Origin of the sequence: Streptomyces sp. NPDC088197 (assembly GCF_044741185.1) — a bacterium.
In the GTDB taxonomy this organism is placed as follows: Bacteria; Actinomycetota; Actinomycetes; order Streptomycetales; family Streptomycetaceae; genus Actinacidiphila.
In genome coordinates this window covers 172,492-187,627 of the sequence record NZ_JBIUSD010000006.1, presented here as the reverse complement: position 1 = coordinate 187,627, position 15,136 = coordinate 172,492, and the positions used below count along the sequence as shown (strand labels likewise).

Below are 15,136 nucleotides of genomic sequence, written 5' to 3'. Positions count from 1 at the left end.
CTCCCGCTCATGCGGGGTTCAGGGCGACGGGACGTTTCAGGGCGACGGGACGTCCGTCAGGAGGGCCAGACGTCCGCGAGCATCTTGCGGGTGTCGGCGAGGAGCTGCGGCAGCACCTTCGTGTGTCCGACGACCGGCATGAAGTTGACGTCGCCGCCCCAGCGCGGCACCACGTGCTGGTGCAGGTGCGCGGCGATCCCGGCGCCCGCCACATCGCCCTGGTTCATCCCGATGTTGAAGCCCTGCGCGCCGGAGGCGGACCGCAGGGCGGTCATCGCCTGCTTGGTCAGCACGGCCAGTTCCGCCGTCTCGGCGCCGTCCAGCTCGGTGTAGTCCGCGACGTGCCGGTAGGGCACCACCATGAGGTGCCCGCTGTTGTACGGGTACAGGTTGAGCACCGCGTACACGTGCTCGCCGCGCGCGATGACGAGGCCGTCCTCGTCGGACTCGGCCGGGACCGCGCAGAACGGACATCCGTCACCGGCACCGGGGCCGGTGGGCTTGTTCTCGCCCTGGATGTACGCCATCCGGTGCGGGGTCCACAGGCGCTGGAACGCGTCCGGCACCCCCGCTCCGATCTGCTGTTCCGGCTCACTCGTCATGCCGTTCAGCATAGGACTTCCCCCGGAGCACGCGTGCTGCGGGGGAAGTCCCGGATCTCACGGGCGGCGGACGTCGGCGCCGTCAGACCTGGATGCGGCGCTCCACGGCGTCCACCATCTCGGCGATGGCCTCGTCGCGCGGAATGCCGTTCTTCTGCGAGCCGTCGCGGTAGCGGAAGGAGACCGTGCCGCCGGACATGTCCTCGTCGCCGACGATGACCATGTACGGCACCTTCAGCTTCTGCTGGTTGCGGATCTTCTTCTGCATGCGGTCGGAGGACGCGTCCACGTCGACCCGCAGGCCCTTGCGCCTGGCCTCCGCCGCGAACTCCTGGAGGTACGGCACGTGCGCGTCGCCGATCGGGATGCCGACCGCCTGCACCGGGGCGAGCCAGGCCGGGAAGGCGCCCGCGTAGTGCTCGAGCAGCACGGCGAAGAACCGCTCGATCGAGCCGAACAGCGCGCGGTGGATCATCACCGGGCGGTGCTTGGTCCCGTCGGGGCCGGTGTACTCCAGGTTGAACCGCTCGGGCAGGTTGAAGTCGAGCTGCACGGTCGACATCTGCCAGGTGCGGCCGATGGCGTCCTTGCACTGCACGGAGATCTTCGGCCCGTAGAAGGCGGCGCCGCCCGGGTCGGGGACCAGCGGCAGCCCCTGCTTCTCGGCCACCTTGCGCAGCGTCTCGGTGGCCTCCTCCCAGACCTCGTCGGAGCCGACGAACTTCTCCGGGTCCTTGGTGGACAGCTCCAGGTAGAAGTCGGTCAGTCCGTAGTCGCGCAGCAGATTCAGCACGAAGGTGAGCGTGGTGTCCAGCTCGTCGGCCATCTGCTCCTTGGTGCAGTAGATGTGCGCGTCGTCCTGGGTGAAGCCGCGGGCCCGGGTCAGACCGTGGACGACGCCGGACTTCTCGTACCGGTACACGGTGCCGAACTCGAAGAGCCGCAGCGGGAGTTCGCGGTAGGACCGGCCGCGGGCGTCGAAGATCAGATTGTGCATCGGGCAGTTCATGGGCTTGAGGTAGTAGTCCGTGCCCTCGTCGAGCTGCATGGGCGGGTACATGCCGTCGGCGTACCAGTCCAGGTGGCCCGAGGTCTCGAACAGGGTGCCCTTGGTGGCGTGCGGGGTGTAGACGAACTCGTACCCCTCCTCCTCGTGCCGCCTGCGCGAGTAGTCCTCCATGGTGCGGCGGATGATGCCGCCCTTGGGATGGAAGACCGCGAGGCCCGAGCCGATCTGCTCGGGGATGGAGAAGAGGTCCAGCTCATTGCCCAGCTTGCGGTGGTCGCGCTTGGCGGCCTCCTCCAGGAAGTCCAGATGCGCCTTCAGCTCTTCCTTGGTGGGCCAGGCGGTGCCGTAGATCCGCTGGAGCATCGGGTTCTTCTCGCTGCCGCGCCAGTACGCCGCCGCGTTGCGCATCAGCTTGAACGCCGGGATGTTGCGGGTGCTGGGCAGGTGCGGGCCCCGGCAGAGGTCCTTCCAGCACAGCTCGCCGGTCTTCGCGTCCAGGTTGTCGTAGATGGTCAGCTCGCCGGCGCCGACCTCGACGTCCGCGCCGTCGTCCGAGGACGCGGCGCCGCCCTTGAGGCCGATCAGCTCCAGCTTGTACGGCTCGTCGGCCAGCTCCTCGCGGGCGGCCTCGTCGGTCACGACCCGGCGCGAGAAGCGCTGGCCGCGCTTCTGGATCTCCTGCATCTTCTTCTCGACGGCCTTGAGGTCGTCGGGGGTGAACGGCTTCTCGACGTCGAAGTCGTAGTAGAAGCCGTCCTTGACCGGCGGCCCGATGCCGAGCTTGGCCTCGGGGTGCAGCTCCTGTACGGCCTGCGCCATCACGTGCGCGGTGGAGTGCCGCAGGATGTTGAGGCCGTCCTGGCTGGTGATGTCCACCGGCTCGACCTCGTCGCCGTCGGCGAGGGCGTACGCGAGGTCCTTCAGCTCGCCGCCGACGCGGGCGGCGATCACGGACCGCTCGCCGGGGAACAGTTCGGCCGCGGTCGTGCCCGTCGTGACCGTCCGCTCTTCCAGCTCAACGGAATCGCGTTTGATGATCACACGGACATCTGACACCGGTCTGCTCCTGACTCAGGTCCTGCTGGCTGTGGTGACTCGGCGGCGGCGGGCGCCGCACCGCTGAATCGTACCGAGCCGCGAGGGCTGCCCGCGAAGCGATAACCCGCGGGGGTGGCGGCGCGAGGTGCCGTGAGCCCCGACGACCGGCCGCATCGCGGTCCTCATCCCTGGGGCCGGTCCTGAGGACGACCCTGGGGACGGCCGCCGAGCGGCGGTGCCGGGGCGTCGTCACCGAGCGGTGTCCGGCTGAAGTCCAGCGGCAGCCGCACGTTCCGGTAGCGGCCGACCGCCGGATGCTCCAGGGTCTCCACGGTGCGCCGCTCGCGCAGATAGTCGTCGTCGGCCAGGGACTCCAGGGTGCGTACGGGCGCGCAGGCGATCCTCGCGCTCCGGCACGCCGACACGATCCGCGCGACGGTGCGGCCGGACACGTAGTCCGCGATGACCGCCTGGACCTCGTCCGACCGGCCGCCGCGCTGTCCCGCGGTGGCGAACCGGGGGTCGTCCAGCAGGTCGTCACGCCCGGCGAGCACGAGGAAGCGCCGCCAGTCGGCGTCGGTGTACGGCATGACGCAGACCCAGCCGTCGCGGGCCGGATGCGGGCGCCGGGCGGGTGCCAGCGACCGCGCCCACCCGATGTCGCCGCGCGGCGGGTCGAAGGTGTGGCCCGCGAGGTGCTCGACGAGGTTGAACGCGGCCATGTTGTCGACCATCGGCACGTCCACCCACTGGCCGTGGCCGTCGCGCAGGCGGCTGTACAGGGCCGAGACCGTCGCGAGCGCCATCAGGAGGCCGCAGGTCTTGTCGGCCGTGATCGACGGCGAGTACGCCGGTTCGCCGCCGCGCAGGCGGTAGCTGTCGGCCATGCCGGACAGCGCCTGGACCGTGTCGTCGTAGCCGGTGACGTCGCGCAGGCCGGAGCGGGAGCTGTACGCCTGTCCGGTGCAGAGCACGATGTCGGGACGGACCCGCGCGAGCGCGTCGTAGTCGAGGCCGAGCCGTTCGCGTGCGCTCGGCAGGATGTTGGTCACCACCGCGTCGGCCCCGGCCACCAGGTCGGTGAAGCGGCGTCGGTCCTCCCCCGTCGCCAGGTCGAGCACCACGGAGGTCTTGTTGCGCAGCAGCCGGAGCGACAGGGCCGAGAGACCGTCGGCCGCAGCCGGCCCGATCCGGCGCCCGATGTCGCCGCCCGGCGGCTCGACCTTGACGACCTCGGCGCCGAGGTCGGCCAGCAGCGAGGTCGCGTACGGCCCCATCACCACCGACGTGCAGTCGATCACGACGGTGCCCGCCAGCGGACCGCCGCGCGGGGCCGCGTATCGCGTCGGCACGGAATCTTCTGTCGGCACGCGATCTCCTGTCGGCACGCGGTCTCCTCGAAGACGTCGGTCTCGGCCCCGGAACCGGGCCACTTGTGCGCCGGGGGCGCGGTGGCATCGTCTCCAGGACGGCCCCGGTGCCGCCCTGGAGTTGCCCACGCACTCGGCGGCGCCGACTTGTGCTCAGCCACAAAGGGCGCCGATAGCCTGGGGCGATGGACACTGGCGAGGGCGTCGCGCGGTCGGTGACCCCCGCCGCCGCGTCCTCGGCGGCCGTGGGCACGCTGCGCGACCTGCTGGAGAGCCTGGGACCGCACACGCTGCGGCTCGTCGGCGGTGACCGGGCGCGGTTGGCCCGGCCCGCGGGCGAGCCCGTGGTCCACGGTCCCGACGAGCCGATCCACGACGTGGCGGGGGCTGTCGTACTGCTCACCGGGGGCAGGTCCGATCCCGCCGAGGTGACCGACCGGATACGGCAGGCCGCCGCCGCGGGCGCGAGCGCGGTCGTGGTGAAGGCGTGGGGCAGGGACCTGGGCCGGGCCGTCGAGGCCGCCCGCGAGGCGGACATCGCCCTGCTGTGCACGCCCGACGAGATGGCCTGGCGGCGCCTGGACGCGTTCGTCACCGCGGCCGGTGCCGCTCGGGCCGCCGTCCCCGGGGAGGCGGGCGGCATCGGCGACCTGTTCGGCCTGGCCAACGCGATCGCGGCGTCGCTGGGCGGGCCGGTCACGATCGAGGAGGTCGACGGCCGGATCCTGGCGTACTCCAACCTGCCGGACCAGGAGATCGACGAGATCCGGCGGTTGGCGATCCTCGGCCGCCGGACACCGGAACGGCCTGGCGACGCGGCGAAGTACCAGGCCGTGATCGCCGCGCAGGGCCCGGTGCGGTTCGCCAGTTCGGGTCCGGAGTACGCCGACCGGATGGCCGTCGCCGTACGGGCGGGGCACCAGGTGCTCGGCGTGATCTTCGTCCTGGCGGACCGGCCGAAGCTGGTGGACGACGCGGAACGCGCGCTGCTGGACGCCGCCCGCAGCGTCGCCTTGCACCTGCTGCGGTCGCGGGAGGCGGTCAGCCCCGAGCGGGACCGGCGCGGCGACGCGCTCCGCGGTCTGCTGGCCTCCTCGCTGGACGCGGCGAGCGCCGCCGCGGCGCTGGCGCTGCCCGCGCGTGCCTCGTTCGTCCTCGCGACGGTACGACCGGTCGCCAGTGAGCTGCGGGCCGCCGACGCCGCCCGCGTCCGCGACCTGATCACGCTGCACGGTGAGCACTGGCACCCGGAGTCGGCGGCCGTGCTGGAGGCGGGCGACGTCGTCCTGCTGCTGCCCGTGCTCGACCCGCCCTCGGACGACCGGGGCCAGGCGCGGCTGGCCGCGCGGCTGCGCAGGCTGGGCACGGACCTGGTGACGGCGGCCCGCAGGTCCGCCGGGGTGGAACTGGTCGTCGGCTTCGGCGCCGTCGTCGACGGCCTCGCTGCCGTCGCCGGGTCCCGGCCGCTCGCCCGGCGGGTCGTGGACACGCTGCTCGACCCGCGCGCCGACCCGCCCCACGGCGGTGTCGCCACCCTGCACGACGTGCGCCCTCAGGTCGTCCTCGCCTGTCTGCGGTCCGGGGCGCCGATCGACGAGGACGTGCTGCGGCTGCCCGCCGTGCGCGCCGTCCTGCGCCACGACGCGGACCAGGGCACCGACTACGCCGGGACGCTGCTGGCGTATCTGGGGTCCGCCGGGAGCGTCGCCGCGACCGCCCGTGCCCTCGGCGTCCACGAGAACACCGCCCGCTACCGGGTCCGCAGGCTGACCGAGATGTTCGGGGTCGCCCTGGACGCGGGCGACGACACGCTCGTGACGTGGCTCCAACTGCGCAACGCCGTGCGCGGCCCCCGGGGCGCACGCGGCTGAGGCCCTTGTCGGGACCGACAAGTCGCGGGGTCGGGCCCGTGGCCTGACGACAACGGCGGGGGCGCCCGCGCCTTCTACCGTTCGGGGCGGAACGGAGGAATCAGATGACATCAACCCTGCTCGCCCACGTCCGCGTCGGCCTCGGCGGCCCACCTCGCGACGTCCTGGTCCGCGACGGGCGCGTCACGGCGATCGGCGCCGTCGGCGGCGTCCCGCCCGAGCCGGACACCGAGGTGATCGCGTTCGCCGACGCCACCCTCGTCCCCGGTTTCGTCGACGGCCATGTGCACATCGAGCAGTGGGTACGGAATCTGCGCGCCGTCGATCTCGGCGCCGCAGGGAGCCCGCGCGAGGCCGCGGTCATGATGCGGGACGGCATGCGCGCGGCGCACCGTACCGGGATCGTCTGGGGTCAGGGCATTGTGCCCGCGCTGTGGGAGGAGGCTCCGCACAAGCGTGTCCTGGACGAGCTGGTGGGCGACGCGGCGGTGGCCGTCAGCACCATCGACCTGCACACCACGTGGCTGAGCAGCGCCGCGCTCGACCTGGTCGGCCTGCGCGGGCACCCCACGGGGGTGCTGCGGGAGACGGCGTCGATCGAGACCAAGGCGCGGCTGGCGGCGATGGTGCCGCCCGAGGAACTCGACGCCTGGGTAGGGGAGTCCGTCGCCGCGCTGCCCGCGCTGGGCGTCACCGGCCTGACCGACCTCGCCTACGCGGACAACGTCGAGGCGTGGCGCCGCCGGTCCCGGCCCGGCGCGGTGCCGGTCAGGGTGCTGGCCGGCATCTGGACGCCGTGGCTGGACGGCGCCATCGCCGCGGGGTTCCGTACGGGGCAGGTCGTCGCGGGAACCCACGGGCGGGTGCGGGTCGGGCCGTACAAGATCGTCAGCGACGGGTCGCTCAACACGAGGACGGCGTGGTGCGTCGATCCGTATCCGCACCCGGCCGGGGCCGGTGACGCGTGCGGGCTGTCGCTGGTACCGCTCGACGAGCTGGTCGAGCTGATGGGCAGGGCGTGGGCGGCCGGGCTCGAACCCGCGGTGCACGCGATCGGCGACCGGGCGAACTCCGCGGTGCTCGACGCGTTCGAGCGGGTCGGGTGCCCCGGCAGGATCGAGCACGCCCAACTGGTGAGCGAGCGGGACATGCCGCGCTTCGCCCGGCTCGGCGTGGTCGCGTCGGTCCAGCCCCAGCACGCCGTGACCGACCGGGACGTCGCCGATCTGCACTGGCCGGGCCGCACCGACCGGGCCTACGCCTTCCGCTCCCTGCACGCCGCCGGTGCCCGGCTTGAGCTGGGCTCCGACGCGCCGGTCAGCCCGCTGGACCCGAGGCTGGCCATCGCCGACGCGGTCTTCCGCACCGACGACGACCGGCCCGCGTGGCACCCCGAGCAGAGCGTCCCGCTGGAGGTGGCGTTCGCGGCGGCCGGCGCGGGCCGGGGCCCGGTGTCCGTCGGCGACGTCGCCGACCTCGTGGTCATCGGCGGGGACCCGCGCGCGTTCGACCGCGCCGCGCTGCGGACCATGCCGGTGCTGACCACGATGGTCGGCGGCACGCTCACGCACCGGTCGGTCTGAGGGGCCGCCCCCGCGTCGGACCCGCCCGGCCCCGGTCGGGTGCCGCCCCCGGCGACGGCTTGCCTACGGGCCGGGCGCGTCCTCGGGGGCGCCGATCAGCCGCGACACGCGGGCGCCCAACCGCCGTGCGACGCCCTCCAGTTCCCGTGTCCGCGGCCTGATGCTGTCGGTCGAGCCGACCAGGCAGGCCGCGGCGGCGACCGAGTTGCTGGAGTCGCGTACCGGCGCGGAGATGGAGATGATCCCCAGTTCGTCGATGGACTTCATCGACAGCACGCCGTCGCGCCCGGCGCGGGCGAAGCGCCGCAGGAACTTCTCGACCTGCTCCGGCGGGTGCCTGTTCGGCAGGACCCGGCGCAGCTCGTCGGCCTCGAAGTCCGATGCCAGGGTCGGTCCGCCGTCGGAGCCGATGATGGGGGCGAGGCGCCCGAGCCACGGCGTCATGCTCAACCCCTCGCCGACGCTCTGGAGTTCTTCGACGAGCGTGAGGCTGTGCATCCCGTTCAGCACGGTGATGAACGCGCACACCCCGGTCGTCGCCGCCGCTTCGGCCACGAGCGGCCGGCCCTTTTCGAGGATCATCGGCAGGGTCGCGGCGCGATGCCAGCCGTGCACCGCCCAGCTCGCCTCGAACCGCGCGCCGTCCTTGCTCCTGCGGACGACTCCCGCCCGGCCGCACGACTCCAGCAGGCGGCGGACCCGGTCGGGCCGCAGCCCCGTCCCGGTCGCGATACCGGCCAACGAGTCGCGACCCGCGGACAGATGCCACACGATCCGCAGTGCCGCCTCAAGGCCCAGCGGGCTGCCGTCGCGGCCGAGCGGACCTCCGGCCGCGATGTTCGGCCGGTCCAGTTCGTCGTCCACCGTGCGTTCGAGCAGCCGCCGCGCCTCGTCGAGCACACGGCGCGCCCGCGGTACGACCTTGGCGGCGCGGCTGACCGGCAGCCGGGCCGCCAGTACGGCGACGCATTCGCCGACGGGGCTCATGACCGGCACGGCGATCTCCACGCCCATGCCGATGGTCGACTCGGCGCGGAGCGCCCGCGACGGGCCGTCGGTGTCTTCGAGGCGTGCCGCGCGCACGATCGCGCGCCGGGCGTCGTCGACCGACTCGCCCACCTTGGCGTGCGCGCGCAGGGGCCACACCGACTCGACCGAGGCGACCACCCGCATGCCCTGCGCCGTCGGTGCGGCCAGGCACGCGGTCTCGCCGGTGAGCGTCGCGACGAGCGTCAGCGCCGACCGGACGGACCTGGCGAACGGGGCCGCCGCGCGGCCGGAGAGCTCGATGGCCCGCCGTCCGATGCGGTAGGTCCCGTACGCGCTCCCGCGCTCCAGCAGTTCGAGTTCCGCCAGTTCACCACAGAGCCGGGAAGCGCTGCTCAGCACCGTGCCCAACCGTCCGGCGATCTCCCCGACCGGCATCGGCAGGGTGGGGTCGGGACGATTGCCGACCTGCTGCACCGCGTTCAGTCCCGACAACACATGTGTCGTCATCACCGGGTCCTCGACGATCCGTGTCGCGTGGGCCTTCCGTCGTGGCCGGGGCGACGTGCGTTCCCCGCACCGTAGCAGTGGCCCGCCCGCGCGCCCGGTGGTGCGCCGCCGCGGCGACCGCCCGGCCAGGGCGTTCGCGCAGAACCGTCAATTCGCCGTGCCGCGATTTGCCGGAAACGCATCGTGCGGCGTGACAGCACTTCCGCGGTGCTTATAGTGAGCCAACTCGTTTTGAGCACCGCCGGATTTCCCTTTTCCACAGAACGGAAACGGCGTATCGGTCCTCGCATGTTGTTCCCGACTGCCGCAAGGAGCCCGACTCACGTGTTCAGCAAACACCTTACTGGTAGACCGGCGACAGCCGTGACAGCAGTGGCCGGATTCGCCTTGACCGTCGGCGTCCTCGCCGGTTGCACCTCGCATGCCACCGCGACCGCCGATTCCGTGGGCGAGGATTTCATCCGGGGGACGTACGACAAGAGCGTCGCGCGACTGGTTCCTTCGGACATCGCGGGAAAGGGCGGGATCGACGTGGCGAGCGGGCCCGGCTATCCGCCGTTCTTGCTGCTCGCCGAGGACGGCAAGACCCTGGCAGGCGCGGAACCCGAGCTTCTGCGGGCCGTCGCCGACGTGCTGGGGCTGAAGGTGAGGTTCGCCGACGTCAAGTTCGACGCGATGATCCCCGGCCTCCAGACCAAGCGCTACGACATGGTCGCCGCGGCGCTCAGCATCACGCCCGCCCGGCTGAAGCAGGTCGACTTCGTCAGCGAGTACTCCGGCGGCACCTCGCTGATCGTGGAGGCGGGCAACCCCGAGAAGCTGACCCTCGCCACGATGTGCGGACACACCATCGCCGTCATGAAGGGCAGCATCTACGCCGAGAACTACATGCCGACGTTCGACCGGGACTGCGTGCGGGCGGGCAAGCCCGCCATCACCGTCTCGGTGTTCCCCGCCCAGGCCGACGCCACGCTCGCGGTCAGCAGCCGCCGCGCGGACGCCAGCATGTCCGACTACGGCCCGCTGTCCTACATCGCGGGGCAGTCCAACGGCCGGCTCGACGTGCTGAACGCCAACTACCTGCCGACCACATGGGGCTACGCGCTCCCGAAGGGCTCCGCCCTGGCGCCCGCGGTCGCCGCCGCGATGAACAATCTGATATCCGACGGCACGTACGGCAAGATCCTGGCCAAGTGGAAAGTGAACCAGGGCGAGATCGCGAAGTCAGAGGTGCACACCGATGGCCAACGCTGAAATGCCCTCGCTCGCGCAAAGAACCGGCGGCCCGGACGGCGGCGTGCTCAAGGTCGCGCGCACCCGGCATTACGGTCAGTGGATCGCGACCTTCGTCATCATTTCCCTGGCGGCCCTCGTCGTCAATTCGCTGATCACGAATCCCCGCTATCAGTGGGACGTCGTATTCAGCTATTTCCGCGATGTGCAGGTGGTGCACGGACTTGTCACGACGATCGTCCTGACCGTCGTCGCCATGGTCGTCGGAATCGTCATCGGCGTCCTGGTCGCGGTCTGCCGTGATTCCAGGAACCGGTCCGTCGCCGCCGCGGCGCTGGCCTACGCCGGATTCTTCCGCGGCACGCCGCTGCTGGTGCAGTTGATCTTCTGGTTCAACCTGGCCGCCCTGTACCCGGTGCTGTCGATCGGCGTCCCGTTCGGCCCGACGCTGGTGTCGGGTGAGGCGAACACGCTGATCACGCCGTATGTCGCGGCGATCCTCGGCCTCGGGCTGAACGAGGGCGCCTACATGTCCGAGATCGTCAGGGCCGGGCTCCAGTCGGTCGACCCCGGCCAGACGCAGGCCGCGCAGGCGCTGGGCATGCGCAGGGGCCAGATCTTCCGGCGCGTCGTGCTCCCCCAGGCCATGCGGGTCATCATCCCGCCCACGGGGAACCAGACGATCTCGATGCTCAAGACGACGTCGCTGGTCAGCGTCATCGCGATCCCGGAGATCCTCTTCCGGGTGCAGGAGATCTACTCGCGGACGTACGAGGTGATCCCGCTGCTGATCACCGTCAGCCTCTGGTACCTCGTAGTGACCACCGTGCTGAGCACGGGCCAGTTCTACCTCGAACGGCATTTCAAGCGCGGTGACACCCACTCCCCCGAGCCGTCGCTGCTGGCGGCGCTGCGGGCCGGGATCGTCCCGCGCAGGGCGAGGGCCGCCGCGCCGACGGGCCCGGCCGGCACCGAGGGAGGCCGCGCATGACCGCCGTCTCCACCCGGCCGATGGTCGAGGCCGTGGGCGTGCACAAGTCCTACGGCGGCAATCGCGTCGTCAAGGGGATCGACCTGACGGTCGCGGAGGGCGAGGTGCTGTGTCTCATCGGCCCGTCGGGGTCGGGCAAGAGCACGTTCCTGCGCTGCGTCAACCATCTGGAGAAGATCGACGCGGGCAGCATCAGCGTCGCCGGCGACCTGGTCGGCTACCGCGAGCACAACGGGTGGCTGCACGAACTGCGCGACGCGGAGACCGCCAAGCGCCGCAGCGAGATCGGCATGGTCTTCCAGCACTTCAACCTCTTCCCACACATGACGGTGCTGGAGAACCTGATCGAGGCCCCGCTCCGGGTCCGCCGGGAGAAGCGCGGGGCGGCCGTCGAACACGCGCGGGCGCTGCTCACCCGCGTCGGACTCGCCGACAGGGCGGACGCGTACCCGCGGGCGCTGTCCGGCGGGCAGCAGCAGCGGGTCGCGATCGCACGGGCGCTCGCCATGCGCCCCAAGCTGATGCTGTTCGACGAGCCCACCTCCGCGCTCGACCCGGAGCTGGTCGGCGAGGTGCTCGACGTGATGCGGGGTCTCGCCGCGGACGGCATGAGCATGATCGTGGTCACCCACGAGATCGGCTTCGCCCGCGAGGTCGCCCACACCGTGGCCTTCCTCGACGACGGCGTGGTCGTCGAGAGCGGCCCTCCCGAGCGGGTGCTGGGCAGTCCGCGGCACGAACGCACCCGTTCCTTCCTGGCGAAGGTCCTGTCATGACAACTCATCGAATCCGGAAGGAAGCACCGTGAGCAACCCGCTGGAGACCTTCGACGTGGCCGTCGTCGGCCTGGGCGCCCTCGGCAGCGCCGCCGCGTACCACCTGGCCAAGCGCGGAGTCCGCACCGTCGCGTTCGAGCAGTTCGACCTCGGACATGTACGGGGCGCGTCGCACGACACCTCACGCATCATCAGGACGTCCTACGGCGCGACCAGATACGTCCGGCTCGCCACGTCCGCGTACCAGGACTGGGCGGACTTCGAGAAGGTCGCGGGCGAGCGGCTGGTCACGGTGACCGGCGGGGTGATCTTCCTGCCCGCCGACGGCCCCTACAGCGCCGGTGACTTCACCGGCAGCCTGACCGAGGTCGGCGTCCCCTACGAGCTGCTGGACCCGGACCAGGTCCGGGCGCGGTGGCCGCAGTTCGACATCCCCGAGAACGTCGAGACCGTCTACACGCCCGACACCGGGATCGTGAACGCCTCCCGTACGGTGGCCGCGCTCCAGATGCAGGCGCGGGCCCACGGCGCCGAGTTGCGGGCGCGCACGCCCGTGACGGCGCTGAGGCCGGGCGGCGCGGGCACCGTACTGGAGACGGCGGCCGGTCCCGTGCGGGCGAGGAAGGTGGTCCTGGCGGCCGACGCGTGGACGAACCGGCTGCTCGCCCCACTGGACGCCGCGATACCGCTGGAGACGATGCAGGAGCAGGTCACGTACTTCAAGCCCGCCGACGCCGAGGCGTTCGACCCCGACCGCTTCCCGGTGTGGATCTGGGAGGACACCGACTGCTTCTACGGATTCCCCGCCTACGGCGAACCCACCGTCAAAGCCGCCCGCGACGTGTCGAACAACCTGATGACGCCCGAGGACCGGACCTTCGAGCCGTCCGCCGAACTGCTCGACCAGCTCTCGGCGTTCATGGGCGCCACGATCCCCGCCAGCGGCCACGTGCTGCGCACCGTCACCTGCCAGTACGCGATCACGCCCGACCGGGAATTCGTGCTGAGCCCGCTCGCGCGGTACCCCGACATCATCGTCGCCCTCGGCGCGGGCCACGCCTTCAAGTTCACCCCGGCCATCGGCCGCATCCTCGCCGAATTGGCGCTGGACGGTGAATCCACCGACGACATCTCGGCGTTCGCCGCGCCCGGCAGTGCCGCCTGACGGTCTCACAGGCCGGCGTTCCGCGACGGCCGCCGCGGAACGCACAACGGCCCGCCGACTGATGCCGGCGGACCGTCACGGTACTTCGAGGCCGGTGGGCCTCGGTGGGCGATACTGGGATCGAACCAGTGACCCCTTCGGTGTGAACGAAGTGCTCTCCCGCTGAGCTAATCGCCCGGGACGCCTCGAACCATACAGCGCGACGGGCCCGCCGTTCAAACCACATGCGCGGCGTCGGCGGCGAGCCGCGCGAGCAGCCCGTGGCGTCCGCCGCGCATCATCAGCGCGTGGTTGGCGAGGAAGAGCGGGCGGCAGGGGACGGCGAGCAGCCGCATCAACGGCTTGCGGACGACGACTTCCTGTTCGTAGAGCAGCCGGGTGCGGGTCCCCGGGAGGCCGCCCGGCGTGATCGTCCAGCGGAACCAGCCCTCCAGGTCGCCGGTCATCGCGGCTTCCAGGACCCGCGTACTCGGGTCGTGCCGGACGGATCTGGCGCTGACGACGAGGTCGTACGGGAGGAGGGAGCGGAAGCGCAGCATGCCGGTGGTGTCGCCGGTCTGCCGCACCTCGCGGATCTGGGGCCACCAGACGGGGTAGTCGTCGGGCCGTTCCAGCACCCGGTAGACGGCGTCGGGGTCCGCGTCGAGCTGCCACGTCCTACGGAATCGGTAGTGACTCCAGTCCATACCGCAAGTGTGCGCGATCGAATCCGCGTACGGCGCGGGAACGCAAAGGATCCCGGGGAGCGGTGTGGAAACCGGTCCCCGGGATCCTCGAATCCGGTGGGCGATACTGGGATCGAACCAGTGACCCCTTCGGTGTGAACGAAGTGCTCTCCCGCTGAGCTAATCGCCCGGACGCGTGGACAACTTTACCGCACGTGGGAGGGGCCTCGGACCAGGCTCCCGAGGGCCCGCGACGGGCGCGCGGGGCCTAGCTGTCGGCCCAGGGCGTGTCGAGGCCGAACTGCCACAGGTAGCACCCGGCGAGTCCGGCCAGGGCGAGCACGGCGGCGGTGGTGAGCAGCAGATTGCGCCGCCGTACGCGGGGGTCCAGGGCGGCCCTGGCGGCGTCGGCGACCTTGCGGCGGGTCCAGCGCAGGACGCGCTGGGCCCAGGCGAACTCGGTGGCCCAGATCGCCATGCCGCCGAAGATCACCACCCAGCCGGGGCCGGGCAGCGGGAGCAGGACGACTCCGCCCGCGACGACGGCGAGGCCGACGAGGAAGACGCCGACCCGCCAGGACTGGTGCAGCAGCCGTGACTTCCTGATGAAGCCGGGGGCCCGTGACCCCAGCCGCGAATCCTTGGCCACGGCTCCGCCGGACTCGTCACTCTCCGCAGTCATACCGACAATTTACCCGACCGGCGTTCGTCACCGAAATGGCTGATCGGCCCGTCTCGGGACTAGGCCGGACGAGGTACCAGAAGCCTCACAAACCCCTCAGAGGGGTTTACAACGTCCTCGCAGGTGGCATGTCGATTTCGCCGACGTGCGAATCCCCGAGCGCACACTGAGCGAAAGGCCCTGGCGCTTATGAACACCACGGTCAGCTGCGAGCTGCACCTGCGCCTCGTTGTGTCGAGCGAATCCTCACTGCCTGTACCCGCGGGCTTGCGGTACGACACGGCCGATCCGTATGCCGTGCACGCCACCTTCCACACCGGAGCCGAAGAGACGGTCGAATGGGTGTTCGCCCGCGACCTGCTCGCCGAGGGGCTGCACCGCCCCACCGGCACCGGAGACGTCAGAGTCTGGCCGTCCCGCAGCCACGGTCAGGGCGTCGTCTGCATCGCCCTCAGCTCCCCCGAGGGCGAAGCGCTGCTGGAAGCACCGGCGCGGGCCCTGGAGTCCTTCCTGAAGCGGACGGACGCCGCGGTTCCGCCGGGCACCGAGCATCGTCACTTCGACCTCGACACCGAGCTCTCCCACATCCTCGCGGAGAGCTGAGACCCAGCCCGTCACCGCAGTCCGCGGCCGTCCTACTCGGGGGGACGCCCG

The 15,136-nt window shown here is 71.5% G+C and carries 13 protein-coding genes and 2 tRNA genes; 7 read left to right on the top strand and 8 right to left on the bottom strand.

Annotation, left to right across the window (positions count from 1 at the left end; all coding sequences use genetic code 11):
• Positions 1–56: 56 nt before the first annotated feature.
• The 3 genes from ACIOC1_RS17180 to ACIOC1_RS17170 form a co-directional block, all read right to left on the bottom strand.
• A complete protein-coding gene (locus ACIOC1_RS17180) occupies positions 57–614 on the bottom strand; it encodes an HIT domain-containing protein (protein WP_188285222.1) in 558 nt (185 codons plus the stop codon).
• Between the two features lie 70 nt (positions 615–684).
• Positions 685–2,667 carry a threonine--tRNA ligase gene (gene thrS, locus ACIOC1_RS17175; protein ID WP_391160829.1) on the bottom strand — a complete coding sequence of 661 codons (1,983 nt, stop codon included), beginning with the start codon at positions 2,665–2,667 and terminating at the stop codon, positions 685–687.
• Between the two features lie 164 nt (positions 2,668–2,831).
• On the bottom strand, positions 2,832–4,019 hold the full coding sequence (locus tag ACIOC1_RS17170) for a CaiB/BaiF CoA transferase family protein (protein WP_401855070.1): 1,188 nt from the start codon (positions 4,017–4,019) through the stop codon (positions 2,832–2,834).
• A gap of 185 nt (positions 4,020–4,204) precedes the next feature.
• Here ACIOC1_RS17170 and ACIOC1_RS17165 point away from each other — a divergent pair, with 185 nt between their 5' ends.
• Both ACIOC1_RS17165 and ACIOC1_RS17160 read left to right on the top strand, forming a co-directional pair.
• Positions 4,205–5,890, top strand: a complete 1,686-nt coding sequence (locus ACIOC1_RS17165; RefSeq protein WP_401855068.1) for a PucR family transcriptional regulator — start codon at positions 4,205–4,207, stop codon at positions 5,888–5,890.
• Between the two features lie 104 nt (positions 5,891–5,994).
• A complete protein-coding gene (locus ACIOC1_RS17160; RefSeq protein ID WP_401855065.1) occupies positions 5,995–7,473 on the top strand; it encodes an amidohydrolase in 1,479 nt (492 codons plus the stop codon).
• A 63-nt stretch (positions 7,474–7,536) separates the two neighbouring features.
• Here ACIOC1_RS17160 and ACIOC1_RS17155 read toward each other — a convergent pair whose 3' ends face one another.
• Positions 7,537–8,970: a hypothetical protein gene (locus ACIOC1_RS17155; RefSeq protein WP_401307064.1), complete on the bottom strand. Its 1,434-nt coding sequence runs from the start codon at positions 8,968–8,970 to the stop codon at positions 7,537–7,539.
• A gap of 363 nt (positions 8,971–9,333) precedes the next feature.
• Between ACIOC1_RS17155 and ACIOC1_RS17150 the strand changes: the two genes are divergently transcribed.
• Genes ACIOC1_RS17150 through solA form a run of 4 tightly spaced genes read left to right on the top strand, consistent with a single transcriptional unit; the run spans position 9,334 to position 13,135 of the window.
• Positions 9,334–10,224 (top strand): ABC transporter substrate-binding protein, encoded by an 891-nt coding sequence (locus ACIOC1_RS17150; protein WP_401307061.1) that lies wholly within the window; start codon positions 9,334–9,336, stop codon positions 10,222–10,224.
• Positions 10,211–11,194 carry an amino acid ABC transporter permease gene (locus ACIOC1_RS17145; RefSeq protein WP_401855062.1) on the top strand — a complete coding sequence of 328 codons (984 nt, stop codon included), beginning with the start codon at positions 10,211–10,213 and terminating at the stop codon, positions 11,192–11,194. The genes ACIOC1_RS17150 and ACIOC1_RS17145 overlap by 14 nt, the downstream gene beginning before the upstream one ends.
• A gap of 20 nt (positions 11,195–11,214) precedes the next feature.
• On the top strand, positions 11,215–11,970 hold the full coding sequence (locus tag ACIOC1_RS17140) for an amino acid ABC transporter ATP-binding protein (protein ID WP_401855324.1): 756 nt from the start codon (positions 11,215–11,217) through the stop codon (positions 11,968–11,970).
• 28 nt (positions 11,971–11,998) lie between these two features.
• Positions 11,999–13,135, top strand: a complete 1,137-nt coding sequence (solA, locus tag ACIOC1_RS17135) for an N-methyl-L-tryptophan oxidase (RefSeq protein WP_401855059.1) — start codon at positions 11,999–12,001, stop codon at positions 13,133–13,135.
• Positions 13,136–13,240: 105 nt separating this feature from the next.
• Here solA and ACIOC1_RS17130 read toward each other — a convergent pair.
• The 4 genes from ACIOC1_RS17130 to ACIOC1_RS17115 form a co-directional block, all read right to left on the bottom strand.
• Positions 13,241–13,312: transfer RNA gene (locus ACIOC1_RS17130), tRNA-Val, on the bottom strand.
• 38 nt (positions 13,313–13,350) lie between these two features.
• Positions 13,351–13,821: an SRPBCC family protein gene (locus tag ACIOC1_RS17125; protein WP_355332571.1), complete on the bottom strand. Its 471-nt coding sequence runs from the start codon at positions 13,819–13,821 to the stop codon at positions 13,351–13,353.
• A 97-nt stretch (positions 13,822–13,918) separates the two neighbouring features.
• Positions 13,919–13,990: transfer RNA gene (locus ACIOC1_RS17120), tRNA-Val, on the bottom strand.
• A 78-nt stretch (positions 13,991–14,068) separates the two neighbouring features.
• Entirely contained in the window at positions 14,069–14,482 is a 414-nt protein-coding gene (locus ACIOC1_RS17115; RefSeq protein WP_355332573.1) for a TIGR02611 family protein, read from the bottom strand.
• Positions 14,483–14,671: 189 nt separating this feature from the next.
• Between ACIOC1_RS17115 and ACIOC1_RS17110 the strand changes: the two genes are divergently transcribed.
• Complete coding sequence (locus tag ACIOC1_RS17110; protein ID WP_003959770.1) at positions 14,672–15,085, top strand: SsgA family sporulation/cell division regulator; 414 nt, start codon at positions 14,672–14,674, stop codon at positions 15,083–15,085.
• The last annotated feature ends 51 nt before the right edge of the window (positions 15,086–15,136 follow it).